Source organism: Protaetiibacter intestinalis (assembly GCF_003627075.1).
Lineage (GTDB): Bacteria > Actinomycetota > Actinomycetes > Actinomycetales > Microbacteriaceae > Homoserinibacter > Homoserinibacter intestinalis.
In genome coordinates this window covers 2,861,806-2,874,474 of record NZ_CP032630.1, presented here as the reverse complement: position 1 = coordinate 2,874,474, position 12,669 = coordinate 2,861,806, and the positions used below count along the sequence as shown (strand labels likewise).

Below are 12,669 nucleotides of genomic sequence, written 5' to 3'. Positions count from 1 at the left end.
CGCTCAGACGTGGAGGGGCTTCCCGGCGAGAGCCAGGAAGGTCTCGCCGAGGGCCTCGTTCTGAGTCGGGTGGGCGTGGATGTAGGGGGCGATGTCCTCGGGGTACGCCTCCCAGTCGACGACGAGCTGCGCCTCGCCGATGAGCTCGCCGACGCGGGCGCCGATCATGTGCACGCCGACGACGGGGCCGTCGTTCACCCGGATCGCCTTGATGATGCCCGAGGTGCCGATGATGTGGCTCTTGCCGTTGCCCGCGAGGTTGTACTCGAACGCCGTGACGTTCTCGGCACCGTACTTCTCCTCGGCCTTGGCCTGGGTGAGGCCGACGGAGGCGACCTCGGGGTCGGAGTAGGTGACCTTGGGGATATTGACGTCCTCGACGTGGATGGGGTCGAGGCCCGCGAGCACCTCGGCGACGAAGATGCCCTGCTGGAAGCCGCGGTGCGCGAGCTGGAGGCCGGGGACGATGTCGCCGACGGCGTAGACGCCGGGGACGGTGGTCTGCAGGTTCTCATCGACGACGACGAAGCCGCGGTCGAGCTGCACGCCGACCTCCTCGTAGCCGAGGTTGGCGGTGAGCGGGCCGCGGCCGACGGCCACGAGCAGCAGCTCGGCCTCGACGGTCTCGCCGTTCTCGAGCGAGACGACGACGCCCGACTCGTTCTGCGTGACGCCCGCGAAGCGCACGCCGAGCTTGAAGTCGATGCCGCGACGGCGGAAGGCGCGCTCGAAGTGCTTCGAGATCGACTCGTCCTCGTTCGGCACGAGGTGGGGGAGCGCCTCGATGATCGTGACCTCGGCGCCCCAGCTCTTCCAGACGCTCGAGAACTCGACGCCGATGACGCCGCCGCCGAGCACCGCGACCTTCTTCGGCACGAAGTCGAGCGAGAGGGCCTGCTCGGAGGTGATGACGCGGCCGCCGATCTCGAGCCCGGGGAGCGAGCGCGAGTAGGAGCCGGTGGCGAGGATGACGTTGGTGCCCGTGATGATCTGGTCGCCGACCTGCACGGTGGTCGGGGAGGTGAGGCGGCCGGTGCCCTCGATCGTCGTGATGCCGCGACCCTTGAGGTGCGCCTGGAGGCCCTTGTACTTGCCGGCCACGATCCCCTCGCGGTAGGCCGTGACCGCCGCGATGTCGATGCCGCCGAGCTGGGCGCCGACGCCGTACTTCGCCGCCTCGCGGGTGACGTCCGCCACCTCCGCGGAGTGCAGGAGGGCCTTCGTCGGGATGCAGCCGACGTGCAGGCAGGTGCCGCCGACCTTGTCCTTCTCGATGAGGGCCACGGACTTGCCGAGCTGGGCGTAGCGCAGGGCCGCGGCGTAGCCACCGCTTCCCGCTCCCAGGACGACGAGGTCGAAGTTCTGTTCGGACACCGGAGAAACTCCCTTGCGCTTCACGTGTCGGAACCCCGCGAGATCGGTGGTGTCGCGAGGAGGGGAAGGGCAAGGCTTTCCTTGCCGCATCGACCCTACTACGCGCCCGCGAGATCCGCCGTCAGAGCCAGCATGGTGCGCACGGCGACCGCCGTGGGCCCGCGCCCGATGCCGCCGTAGGGGCTCCCCGAGTTGTATGCGGGCCCCGCGAGATCCAGGTGCGCCCACCCGCGGGCGGCGCCCGGACCGTCGCCGCCGGCCGTCCCCGCGAAGCCGCGCAGGAAGTGGCCGGCCACGAGCATGCCGCCCGCGGTATGTCCGAGCTTGGCGTTGGCGAGGTCGGCGATGTCGCTGTCGAGCACGGATCGCAGCTCGGGCGGCAGGGGCATCGCCCACATGGGCTCGTCGGATCGGGCGGCCGCGGCGATCACGGCGCCCACGGCCTCGTCGTCGCCCATGACGGCGGTCGTGCGCTCGCCCATCGCGATGCGGGCGGCGCCCGTGAGCGTCGCGAGGTCGACGAGGAGGTCGGGTCGCTCGGCCGCGGCGGCGGCGAGCCCGTCGGCGAGCACGAGGCGGCCCTCGGCATCCGTGTTGGTGACCTCGACGGTCGTGCCGCTCCAGGTGCGCAGCACGTCGCCGGGGCGCAGGGCCGAACCCGAGGGCATGTTCTCGGCGAGGCACAGCCACGCCGTGACGCGCACCGGGAGGCCGAGTCGGGCCGTGGCGAGCAGCACCGCGAGGGCGGTCGCGGCACCCGTCATGTCGTACTTCATGGTGGGCATCGACGACGGCGGCTTGAGCGACAGTCCGCCCGAGTCGAAGGTGATGCCCTTGCCGACGAGGGCGAGATGCGCCGCGGCTCCCGCCGGCTCGTAGCGCAGCACGACGAGCCGCGGCGGACGCGCCGACCCCGCGCCGACGGAGAGGATGCCGCCGTAGCCGCCCTCGGCGAGCTCGGCCTCGCGGAGCACCTCGACCGAGACCGGGAGCCCCTCGGCGAGCTCGCCCGCGCGCTGCGCGAAGGTCTCGGGGTACAGGTCGGCGGCCGGGGTGTTGACCAGGTCGCGCACGGTGTGCAGGGCGGTCGCGGTCGCGGCCGCGCGCTCGACGATGCCCGTGGCGTCGAGTTCGGCGGGCACGTGCAGCACGATCCGGCGCGGCGGGCGCCGCCGGTCGAGGTCGCCGCCCGTCTTGTAGTCGAGGAAGGCATAGGCGCCGCTCGCCGCGGCCTCGAGCACGAGCTCGGCCTCGTGGGCGTCGGCGACGGGGAGGCCAAGGGCGAGGGAGGCGTTCCCCGCCGCCTGGCGGCCCGCGCATCCGGCGGCCGCGCGCAGCGACTCCCGGGTCGCGGTCGCGCCGAGCCCCACGAGCGCGATCGGCGCCGTGCTGCCGTCGACGGCGGGTGCGCGCCGGAACTCGTCGGCGCCCCCCGTCACCCCGAGCGAGACGAGCATCGCCCGCAGCTCGGGGAAGGAGTCGGCGGGCGCGGCGAGCTCGGGGCCGTCGGGCGTCTTCACGACGCCGAGGACGAGCAGGTCCGCGTCGGTCGAGGTGGCGGGGGCGGTGCTCAGTCCGAGCTCGGCGACGGTCATGCCGCCAGGCTAGTCGTGCCGACCCCGCCTGTTCGCTGTGAGCGCCACGACCGGCCCCGCGCGTCCCGGCGCGGTCGGGAGGGCTGCTCCTACACTCGAAGGCATGCAGGATCCGGGCGAGCTGTACACGCTGGTAGGCGACGTCTCGGACGTCCCGGCCGGGCTGCACCTCGTCGCCGGGCTCACGGGCTTCACGGATGCCGGATCCGCCGTCGCGCAGGTCACCGAACTGCTGCGCGACTCGGCCGTCGACCGCGAGCTCGTCGTCTTCGACAACGACCTGCTGCTCGACTACCGGGCACGCCGCCCCGTGCTGTTCTTCGACGAGGACCACCTCTCCGACTACCAGCCCGCCCGCCTCGCGCTCTCGCTCGCCCACGACGAGCTGCACCGGCCGTTCCTGCTGCTGACCGGCTACGAGCCCGACTTCCGGTGGGAGGCGTTCACGCAGGCGATCCTCGACCTCGTCGAGCGCTTCCAGGTGGTCGACACGACCTGGATCCACGCCATCCCGATGCCGACGCCGCACACCCGCCCCCTCGGCGTCACGGTGAGCGGCAACCGCACCGAGCTCACCGACACCTACTCCGTCTGGCGCCCGCGCACGCAGGTGCCCGGCAACGCCCTGCACCTCGTCGAGTACCGCCTGCAGGAGACGGGGCACGCGACCGCCGGCTTCGTGCTGCTCGTGCCGCACTACCTCGCCGACACCGAGTTCCCGCTCGCGGCGGTCACCGCACTCGAGAGCATCAGCGCGGCGACGGGCCTCATCTTCCCGACCGACGAACTGCGCGAGCAGGGGCGCGAGTTCATCCAGAAGGTCGAGGACCAGGTGGCGGGCAACGCCGAGCTCGAGCGGCTCGTGGCGACCCTCGAGGAGCGCCACGACAGCTACATGGAGGAGAACCCGCTGCCGTCGCCGCTCGTCGACGAGGACGGCGAGCTGCCGAGCGCCGACACCATCGCGGCCGAGCTCGAGCGCTTCCTCGCCTCGCGTCGCGACGATCCGCGCGCGTAGCCGCGTAGCCTGACCGGGTGAACTCCGCACGGTCGTGGCTCGTCTTCGGCGGCGCGACGTTCGCGTACCTCATCGCCGTCATGCAGCGCACGACGTTCGGCGTCGCGGGCGTCGAGGCCACCGACCGCTTCGCGGTCAACGCCGCCACCATCTCGGTCGTCGCGGTCGTGCAGATCGTCGTCTACGCGGTGCTGCAGATCCCGGTGGGGGTGCTCGCGGATCGCGTGGGCGCGCCCCTGCTCATCGTCTGCGGCGCCGTCGCGATGGCGGCCGGACAGGCGCTGCTGTCGATCTCGGGCGGGATCTGGCTCGCGCTGCTCGCGCGGGTGCTGGTGGGGATGGGCGACGCCGCGACCTTCGTGAGCGTCATCCGCCTGCTGCCCGGCTGGTTCGAGGGGCGCATCCTGCCGCAGCTGTCGCAATGGGTCGGGATGGCCGGGCAGCTCGGGCAGATCGTCTCGATCTTCCCCTTCGCCCTGCTGCTGCACGTGCAGGGCTGGACGCCCGCGTTCCTCGCGGCGGGCGCCGCCTCGGTCGGCGCCGCCGTGCTCGCGGCCGCGCTCGTGCGCCGCGGCGCCCCGAACCTCACGACCGGCGAGCTGCGCACGATCGACCCGCTCGAGACGGGACTGCGGGCGAGCCTCGCACGCCCCGGCACGCAGCTCGGATTCTGGGCGCACCTGCTCGGCGGCACCGTGCCGACCATGCTCGGCATCATGTGGGGCTACCCCTTCCTCACGGCGGGGCTCGGCTACGACCCGGCCACGGCATCCGGGGTGTTCTCGATGATGGTCGTCGGCACCCTCGTCTCGGGGCCCATCGTGGGCCTGCTCGTGGCGCGGTTCCCCCGGCGGCGCAGCGACCTCGTGCTCGTCATCGCGTGGGGCGCGATCGCGGTCTGGACGGCGACGCTGCTGTGGCAGCCCGTGCCGCCGCTGTGGCTCGTGGCCGCCCTGTTCCTCGCCGTGGGGGTCTGCGGACCGGCCTCGCTCATCGGCCTCGACGTCGCCCGCAGCTCGAACCCGCACCACGCGCACGGCTCGGCCACCGGGGTCGCGAACTCGGGCGGATTCGTCGGCGGCTTCGTGGCGATGCTGCTCGTGGGAGTCGTGCTCGACGTCGTCGACGAGGTGCGGGTGGCGGGCGGCGCGCCCTCCGAGCTCTACGGGCTCGACGGCTTCCGCATCGCCTTCTTCGCGAGCTACCTCATCGCCGTGATCGGAACCGTCGGTCTGCTCGCGAAACGCCGCCACACCCGCCGGCGGCTGTACGAGGAGGAGGGAATACAGATCGCCCCCCTGTGGGTTGTACTCCTCAGTGCGCGCGGCCGGAGGCGCCCTCCGGGTGTGCGACAATAGACAACCGAAGACCCGGTCGAATCCCCGGATCGTGTGCCCGCCCACCGTCAGGTGGCGTGTGAGCCCACGGGGGACTTGACACGGGTCTACGTACTGCCCAGACGCACCTCCCACCCGCGAAAGGGGTCAGCATGGCCACCCCCTCGACGTCCGCGAAGGACGCTGTCAAGGACGACAGCGCCACCCCGAAGAAGACAGCCCCGAAGACCGCCGCCGCGCCGGCGAAGACGACGGCCGCCAAGACGACCGCCGCCAAGGCTCCGGCCGCGAAGACGGCCGCCACCAAGGCGCCCGCGCCCGCGAAGGCGACGGCTGCCAAGACCACCGCAGCCAAGACCACCGCCGCGAAGGCCCCGGCCGCCAAGGCGCCGGCGAAGGCCGCCCCCAAGGGCAAGGCCGCGCCCGACACCGAGACCGACGAGCTCGAGACCGAGCTCGACGAGGACGAGCCCGTCGCCCTCGAGGAGGACGACGAGGAGTCGGAGGACGGCGAGGGCGCCGCGGCCGAGTCGACCGAGGGCAAGGACGACGAGGAGAACGGCGACGCCGAGGCGTCCGAGGACGACGACGAGGACGACGAGACGGAGTCGACCGGCACCGACGAGCCGCTCCCGACCGGTGCGCTGCGCCTGTCGATGGCGGACGACGAGGACGAGGTCCCCGTGTACTCGGCCGCCATCACCGGCGCGACCGCCGACCCGGTCAAGGACTACCTCAAGCAGATCGGCAAGGTCGCCCTCCTCAACGCGGAGCAGGAGGTCGAGCTCGCGATGCGCATCGAGGCGGGCCTCTTCGCCGAGGAGAAGCTCTCGGCGATGTCCGACTCCGAGAAGCGCAGCCAGCTCGGCCGCGAGCTCAGCTGGGTCGCCCGCGACGGCCAGCGCGCCAAGAGCCACCTGCTCGGCGCCAACCTGCGTCTCGTCGTCTCGCTCGCGAAGCGCTACACGGGCCGCGGCATGCAGTTCCTGGACCTCATCCAGGAGGGCAACCTCGGCCTCATCCGTGCCGTCGAGAAGTTCGACTACACCAAGGGCTTCAAGTTCTCGACCTACGCGACATGGTGGATCCGTCAGGCGATCACGCGTGCCATGGCCGACCAGGCCCGCACCATCCGCATCCCCGTGCACATGGTCGAGGTCATCAACAAGCTCGCCCGCGTGCAGCGTCAGATGCTGCAGGACCTGGGCCGCGAGCCCACGCCCGAGGAGCTCAGCCGCGAGCTCGACATGACCCCCGAGAAGGTCATCGAGGTGCAGAAATACGGCCGCGAGCCGATCTCGCTGCACACCCCGCTCGGCGAGGACGGCGACAGCGAGTTCGGCGACCTCATCGAGGACACCGAGGCGGTCGTGCCGGCGGACGCCGTGGGCTTCACGATGCTGCAGAAGCAGCTCGAGAGCCTGCTCGACTCGCTCAGCGAGCGGGAGGCGGGCGTCATCCGGATGCGCTTCGGCCTCGGCGACGGCATGCCCAAGACCCTCGACCAGATCGGCGACACCTTCGGCGTCACGCGCGAGCGCATCCGCCAGATCGAGTCGAAGACCATGGCGAAGCTGCGTCACCCTTCGCGGTCGCAGTCGCTGCGCGACTACCTGGAGTAAGCCGGATGGAGCACCGCCCCTACGAGGAGCGCAACCGCCCGCGCGAGTACGAGGTCGACGGCGTCGTCTACGAGCGCTACCCGATCAAGACCCACGTGGTGCTGCCGGGTGAGGCGCTCGAACCCGTCGTCGAGCAGTACGGCCTCGAGCGGCTGCAGGACGGCGACTGGTTCTTCATGACCGAGAAGATGGTCGCCGCCACCCAGGGCCGTGCCTACCCGGTCGCCGAGGTGAAGGCGCGCCCCCTCGCGGTGCGGCTCTCGAAGCACGTCATCAAGACCCCGTGGGGGGTCGGGCTCGGCATCCCCGAGACGATGGAGATGGCGATCCGCGAGGTCGGCACCGTCCGCATCCTGGTGGCCGCCGCCGTGTCGGTGGTCTCGAAGCTGTTCGGTCGCACGGGCGACTTCTACCGCGTCGCGGGCAAGAAGGCGCGCGGCATCGACGGCCCCGGCTACCCGACGATCCCGCCGTTCGACGAGATGGTCGTGCTGACGGCCGCCGAACCGTACGCGGTGTGCGCGCGCATCAAGGAGTTCCTGGCCGGCAAGGGCAAGGACGTCGAGGTGCTGCTCGTGGACATCAACGACCTGGGCGGCAACATCCTCGGCTCCACCGTGAACCCCGAGCAGGAGAAGCTCGCGGTGCGGGTGCTCAAGGACAACCCGAGCGGGCAGGGCCACGAGGCCACGCCGCTCGGCATCATCCGCCGCCTCGGCTAGTCCAGGTACTCGCGCGGCAGGCGCGTCGAGGCGCGGGCCAGGATCTCGTCGCCGATCGAGGCGGACCAGGCGGCCCAGTCCTCGACGGTCGGCTCGCCGAGCTCGCCCGGGCCGTAGACGATCGCCGCGTCGCCGGGCGCCGCGTCCGCCTCGACCGTGAGCGTGTCGATGCCGACGGCGAGGACGCGGGCGCGCGATCCGCCGAGCAGCACCTCGGCGCCGAGGCCGCTCGGGCCGAGCACCGACGGCGGGACGCCGTCCGCCGAGCCCACGTCGAGCACCGCGATGCCGTCGCGCGCCTCGATGACGGCCGCGTGCAGGCTCAGGGTGCCGCGCATGCCGAGGCCCGGGCCGTCGACGTCGTCGAAGGGGGAGACGCCGTAGGCGGCGATGCCGAAGCGCACGAGGTCGAGCCGTGCCTCGGGCTCGCGGATGCCGGCGGAGCTCGCCGCGAGGTGCAGCAGCGGGCGGTCGGGCCCCTCGAGCGGCACGCCGAGCGCCCCGGCGACCGCGACGGCCGCGTGGAACTCGGCGAGCGCCGCCGCGTCCGCCTCGGGCGACGCGTCGGCCAGGTGCGACCACAGCCCCACGATCCGCAGCGCCCCCGCATCGACCAGCTCGAGCGCCTCGGCCACGAGCCCCGGCCAGTCGGCGGGGTTCGCTCCGTTGCGGTGCAGCCCCGTGTCGACCTTGAGGTGCACGCGGGCGGGCAGCGCGGCGCGCGCCGCGGCGACCCGCCGCAACTCGGCCTGGGAGGAGACGCCGAGGTCGACCTCGGCCTCGATCGCCGCGCGGAAGTCGGTGTGCTCGCCGTGCAGCCAGGCGAACAGGGGCGCACGGATGCCCGCCTCCCGCAGCTCGAGGGCGGCCGGCACCTCGAGCGTGCCGAGCCACTCGGCACCCGCGGCGAGTCCCGCGCGGGCGACCGGCACCATCCCCAGACCGTAGGCGCCCGCCTTGACGGCGAACAGGGTGCGCGAGGGAGCCGCGATCGCGGCGAGCGTCGCCACGTTGTGGCGGATCGCGTCGAGGTGGATCGTGAGCCGTGCCGTCATCGCGCCTCCCGGCGGATGCGGTGGCCGAGCCCCGCGGTCAGCGCGAGCGGGTCGCGTTCGGTCCAGGCGGCCCACTCGAGGGCGCTCGGCGCCCCGTGGGCCGGGTCGCCGAACAGCACGGCGTGCGCGCCGAGCACGGGCGTGTCGTCGCCGCACGAGGCCACGAACTGGTCCATCGCGATCCGCCCCACGAGCGGGCGCCGACCCTCCGCGACGAGCACCTCGGCACGGTTGGAGGCGAGTCGCGGCACGCCGTCGGCGTAGCCGAGCCCGACGAGCGCGAGCGTCGTCGGCCGCTCGGTGCGGTGGGTGTAGCCGTAGGAGACGCCGGCGCCGGCACCGACGCGCTTGACGGCGACGATCTCGCCCTCGAGGGTCAGCACCGGGCGGGCCCCTGGCGCGAGACCGTACACCTCGGGTCCGGTCAGCGACTCGGCCACGGGGGAGCGGCCGGCCACGATGTCGCGGAAGCCGAGAGCACGGGCTCGGGCGGCATCCGCGTCGTCGCTCACCACGACGCCCGTGAAGCCGAGCTCGCGGGCGACCGGGCCGACGAGCGCGAGCGAATGCCCGTAGGCGTCGGCGCGCGCATCCAGCAACGCGTCATCGACCCCGGCGAGGTTGGCGGCCAGCGCGTCGAGGTCGACGAGTGCGCGGCGGTGCAGCCCGGGGGCCGCGACCGGGTGGGTCTCAGCCAGCGACCGGCTCCCGGAGCCGGTCGGACTCGTCGTGCCACTCGAGCGCGGTCTCGATGAGCTTCGGCTTGTACTCGGCACCGTGGTGGGCGCAGAAGAGCAGCTCGCCGGTGCTGAGGGTCACCCGCACGTAGGCCTGGGCGCCGCACATGTCGCACCGGTCGAAGGCGGTGAGCGCGGGACGCTCCAGCTCGACCGTGCCTTCGCTCGCGATCTGGGACATGTCCTGCTCCTTCCCTCGGGTTCGGTGTGGTGCGTTGCTCCATGAAAGCACGGCGAGCCTGAAGATTCCGGCTGGACGGAGGGCATTTCGCCCCTGGCGTACCCGGATGGGGGGCCTGGCGCCCCGCACGCGAGGGGCCTATCGTGCTGGCATGGGGGATTCGGGGGGATCCGTGGTCGCCTGGTGGCCTGCCGGGCGTCTCGGCGTGCTCGCGGCGGCCGTCGTGGTGCTGCTGCTCGCCGTCGGGGCGGTCGGCGGAGCGGCCGCGATGGCCGACGCCTCGCACACCACGCGCGCGGATCGGGAGCCCGTCGTCGACCCCGTCGACCCCGCCCCCGCGACCCCGCTGCCCGCGGCCGAGCCGCTCGCCCCCAAGGCCGCCCCGAGCGGTCCCGCGGTCGCGGCGAGCTACTACATCCCGCCGGCGCCGGTGCGATCCACGCGCACGCGCTCGGGCGGATCCGGGGGCTCGGGCGGCGGCGGGTCGTCCGCCGTCGGCTCCTCCGACGTGCTGAGCCTCACGAACGCCCGCCGCGCCGAGAACGGCGTCGGGCCGCTGTCGTCGAGCTCCACGCTCGTGCAGATGGCGTGCGACTGGGCCGCCCAGATGGCCGGAGGCGTCGGCCTCGTCCACAACAACGTCCGCCCGCCAGGCGCCCGCGCGTGGGCCGAGAACATCGCGGCCGGCTACCGGAGCGCCTCCTCGGTCGTCGACGGCTGGATGAACTCGAGCGGCCACCGCGCCAACATCCTCAACGGCACCTACACGCAGATGGGGGCGTGCTCCGCGGATGCCGCGGACGGCACGCGCTACTGGGTGCAGAAGTTCGCGGGCTGAGCCCCGCGGCACCCGGGTGCGCCTGCCGGGGGGCGACGGGGGCCGCGGTTAGGCTCGAGCGGTGACCGACTACAGCGCCCGCCATCTCTCCGTGCTCGAGGGGCTGGAGGCGGTGCGCAAGCGTCCCGGCATGTACATCGGCACGACCGATTCGCGTGGCCTCATGCACTGCCTGTGGGAGATCATCGACAACTCCGTCGACGAGGCGCTCGGCGGCTTCGGCGACCGCATCGAGGTCATCCTGCACGCCGACGAATCGGTCGAGGTGCGCGACCGGGCCCGCGGCATCCCCGTCGACATCGAACCGAAGACGGGACTCTCGGGCGTCGAGGTCGTGTTCACGAAGCTGCACGCGGGCGGGAAGTTCGGCGGCGGCTCGTACGCGGCCTCCGGCGGCCTGCACGGCGTCGGCGCCTCCGTCGTGAACGCGCTCTCCGAGCGGCTCGACGTCGAGGTCGACCGCGACGGCAAGACCTGGGCGATGTCGTTCCACCGCGGGGAGCCGGGCGTGTTCGCGGACGCCGGCGCGCCGACCCCCGACGCCCCCTTCACGCCCTTCGTCTCGGGCAGCGAGCTGCGCGTCGTGGGCAAGGTCGCGAAGGGCGTCACGGGCACCCGCATCCGGTACTGGGCCGACCGCCAGATCTTCACGAAGGGTGCCGGGTTCCAGACCGAGGAGCTCTTCGGCCGCGCCCGGCAGACGGCGTTCCTGGTGCCCGGCCTCGGCCTCGAGATCCGCGACGACCGCGGCGAGCAGCCCCAGGTCGAGAGCTTCCGCTTCGACGGCGGCATCTCCGAGTTCGTCGACCACCTCGCCCCGGATGCCGGGGTCACCGACACCTGGCGCATCCAGGGCTTCGGCGGCTACACCGAGACGGTGCCCGTGCTCCAGGAGAACGGCCACATGGTGCCGACCGAGCTCACGCGGCAGTGCGAGGTCGACCTGGCCCTGCGCTGGGGCACCGGCTACGACACGGTCATGCGCAGCTTCGTCAACATCATCGCCACCCCGAAGGGCGGCACCCATCAGCTCGGCTTCGAGCAGGGGCTGCTGAAGTTCCTGCGCGCCGAGGTCGAGAAGAACGCCCGCCGGCTGAAGGCGGGCAGCGACAAGCTCGAGAAGGACGACGTGCTCGCGGGCCTCACCGCGGTGCTCACGGTGCGCATCCCCGAGCCGCAGTTCGAGGGGCAGACGAAGGAGGTGCTCGGCACCCCCGCCATCCGCGCCATCGTCGCGAGCGTCGTCGGTCGGGGGCTCCAGGAGCGCTTCGCGAGCACCAAGCGCGACGACAAGACACAGTCGGCGCTCGTGCTCGACAAGGTCGTCGCCGAGATGAAGTCGCGCATCTCGGCGCGCGCCCACAAGGAGACGCAGCGCCGGAAGAACGCGCTCGAGAGCTCCTCGCTGCCCGCCAAGCTCGTCGACTGCCGCTCGAACGAGGTCGCCGACACCGAGCTGTTCATCGTCGAGGGCGACTCGGCCCTCGGCACCGCCAAGCTCGCCCGCGACTCCGAGCACCAGGCGCTGCTGCCGATCCGCGGCAAGATCCTCAACGTGCAGAAGGCGTCGGTCGCCGACATGCTCGGGAACGCCGAGTGCGCCTCCATCATCCAGGTGATCGGCGCGGGCTCCGGCCGCAGCTTCGACCTCGAGGCGGCGCGCTACGGCAAGGTCATCATCATGAGCGACGCCGACGTCGACGGCGCCCACATCCGCACCCTGCTGCTCACGCTGTTCTTCCGCTACATGCGGCCCATGATCGAGGACGGCCGGGTGTTCGCGGCCGTCCCCCCGCTGCACCGCGTCGTCGTGGTGAACCCCGGTTCCAAGCCCAACGACATCCTCTACACCTACTCGGAGCAGGAGCTGCAGGGCGTGCTCGCCTCGCTCAAGAAGGCGGGCAAGAGCTACCAGGACCCGATCCAGCGCTACAAGGGTCTCGGGGAGATGGATGCCGACCAGCTCGCCGAGACCACGATGAGCCGGTCCCACCGCACCCTGCGTCGCGTGCGCGTCGAGGACGCGGATGCCGCGAACCGCGTCTTCGAGCTGCTCATGGGCAACGACGTCGCGCCGCGCAAGGAGTTCATCATCGCCGGGCAGGGCCTCGACCGCTCCCGCGTCGACGTGTGATCTGTCAAACGCTGTAGCGCTTGTCTTCGGGCGCCGCCGATCACCGCCGCGCGAGG

At 72.4% G+C, this 12,669-nt stretch carries 11 protein-coding genes; 6 read left to right on the top strand and 5 right to left on the bottom strand.

Going from position 1 to position 12,669, the window contains the following annotated elements:
• Positions 1 to 3 precede the first annotated feature (3 nt).
• Together lpdA and D7I47_RS13540 are read right to left on the bottom strand one after the other, a co-directional pair.
• Positions 4 to 1,374 carry a dihydrolipoyl dehydrogenase gene (gene lpdA, locus D7I47_RS13545; RefSeq protein ID WP_120763546.1) on the bottom strand — a complete coding sequence of 457 codons (1,371 nt, stop codon included), beginning with the start codon at positions 1,372 to 1,374 and terminating at the stop codon, positions 4 to 6.
• A 98-nt stretch (positions 1,375 to 1,472) separates the two neighbouring features.
• Entirely contained in the window at positions 1,473 to 2,969 is a 1,497-nt protein-coding gene (locus D7I47_RS13540; protein WP_120763545.1) for a leucyl aminopeptidase, read from the bottom strand.
• Positions 2,970 to 3,072: 103 nt separating this feature from the next.
• On the opposite strand from D7I47_RS13540, the gene D7I47_RS13535 reads away from it, so the two are divergent.
• The 4 genes from D7I47_RS13535 (at position 3,073) to D7I47_RS13520 (ending at position 7,668) form a co-directional block, all read left to right on the top strand.
• Complete coding sequence (locus tag D7I47_RS13535; RefSeq protein WP_120763544.1) at positions 3,073 to 3,987, top strand: proteasome assembly chaperone family protein; 915 nt, start codon at positions 3,073 to 3,075, stop codon at positions 3,985 to 3,987.
• Between the two features lie 17 nt (positions 3,988 to 4,004).
• Positions 4,005 to 5,345 carry an MFS transporter gene (locus tag D7I47_RS13530; protein ID WP_120763543.1) on the top strand — a complete coding sequence of 447 codons (1,341 nt, stop codon included), beginning with the start codon at positions 4,005 to 4,007 and terminating at the stop codon, positions 5,343 to 5,345.
• A gap of 131 nt (positions 5,346 to 5,476) precedes the next feature.
• Positions 5,477 to 6,946, top strand: coding sequence for an RNA polymerase sigma factor (locus D7I47_RS13525; protein WP_120763542.1), 1,470 nt, complete (start codon positions 5,477 to 5,479; stop codon positions 6,944 to 6,946).
• Between the two features lie 5 nt (positions 6,947 to 6,951).
• Complete coding sequence (locus D7I47_RS13520; protein WP_120763541.1) at positions 6,952 to 7,668, top strand: coenzyme F420-0:L-glutamate ligase; 717 nt, start codon at positions 6,952 to 6,954, stop codon at positions 7,666 to 7,668.
• Here D7I47_RS13520 and D7I47_RS13515 read toward each other — a convergent pair.
• The 3 genes from D7I47_RS13515 to D7I47_RS13505 form a co-directional block, all read right to left on the bottom strand.
• Positions 7,665 to 8,723: an alanine racemase gene (locus tag D7I47_RS13515; RefSeq protein WP_120763540.1), complete on the bottom strand. Its 1,059-nt coding sequence runs from the start codon at positions 8,721 to 8,723 to the stop codon at positions 7,665 to 7,667. The genes D7I47_RS13520 and D7I47_RS13515 overlap by 4 nt on opposite strands.
• A complete protein-coding gene (locus tag D7I47_RS13510; RefSeq protein ID WP_227000691.1) occupies positions 8,720 to 9,322 on the bottom strand; it encodes an alanine racemase in 603 nt (200 codons plus the stop codon). Before D7I47_RS13510 ends, D7I47_RS13515 begins: the two co-directional genes overlap by 4 nt.
• 91 nt (positions 9,323 to 9,413) lie before the next feature.
• Positions 9,414 to 9,641, bottom strand: a complete 228-nt coding sequence (locus D7I47_RS13505; RefSeq protein ID WP_120763539.1) for a DUF7455 domain-containing protein — start codon at positions 9,639 to 9,641, stop codon at positions 9,414 to 9,416.
• Positions 9,642 to 9,792: 151 nt separating this feature from the next.
• Here D7I47_RS13505 and D7I47_RS13500 point away from each other — a divergent pair, with 151 nt between their 5' ends.
• Entirely contained in the window at positions 9,793 to 10,479 is a 687-nt protein-coding gene (locus tag D7I47_RS13500; RefSeq protein WP_120763538.1) for a CAP domain-containing protein, read from the top strand.
• Between the two features lie 61 nt (positions 10,480 to 10,540).
• A complete protein-coding gene (locus D7I47_RS13495; RefSeq protein WP_120763537.1) occupies positions 10,541 to 12,613 on the top strand; it encodes a DNA gyrase/topoisomerase IV subunit B in 2,073 nt (690 codons plus the stop codon).
• The last annotated feature ends 56 nt before the right edge of the window (positions 12,614 to 12,669 follow it).

Excerpts from the sequence above, each read along its gene's own strand:
- D7I47_RS13500 (WP_120763538.1), top strand. The coding sequence starts at position 9,793 with ATGGGGGATTCGGGGGGATCCGTGGTCGCCTGGTGGCCTGCCGGGCGT.
- D7I47_RS13515 (WP_120763540.1), bottom strand. The coding sequence starts at position 8,723 with ATGACGGCACGGCTCACGATCCACCTCGACGCGATCCGCCACAACGTG.
- D7I47_RS13535 (WP_120763544.1), top strand. The coding sequence starts at position 3,073 with ATGCAGGATCCGGGCGAGCTGTACACGCTGGTAGGCGACGTCTCGGAC.
- D7I47_RS13540 (WP_120763545.1), bottom strand. The coding sequence starts at position 2,969 with ATGACCGTCGCCGAGCTCGGACTGAGCACCGCCCCCGCCACCTCGACC.
- D7I47_RS13520 (WP_120763541.1), top strand. The coding sequence starts at position 6,952 with ATGGAGCACCGCCCCTACGAGGAGCGCAACCGCCCGCGCGAGTACGAG.
- D7I47_RS13525 (WP_120763542.1), top strand. The coding sequence starts at position 5,477 with ATGGCCACCCCCTCGACGTCCGCGAAGGACGCTGTCAAGGACGACAGC.
- D7I47_RS13505 (WP_120763539.1), bottom strand. The coding sequence starts at position 9,641 with ATGTCCCAGATCGCGAGCGAAGGCACGGTCGAGCTGGAGCGTCCCGCG.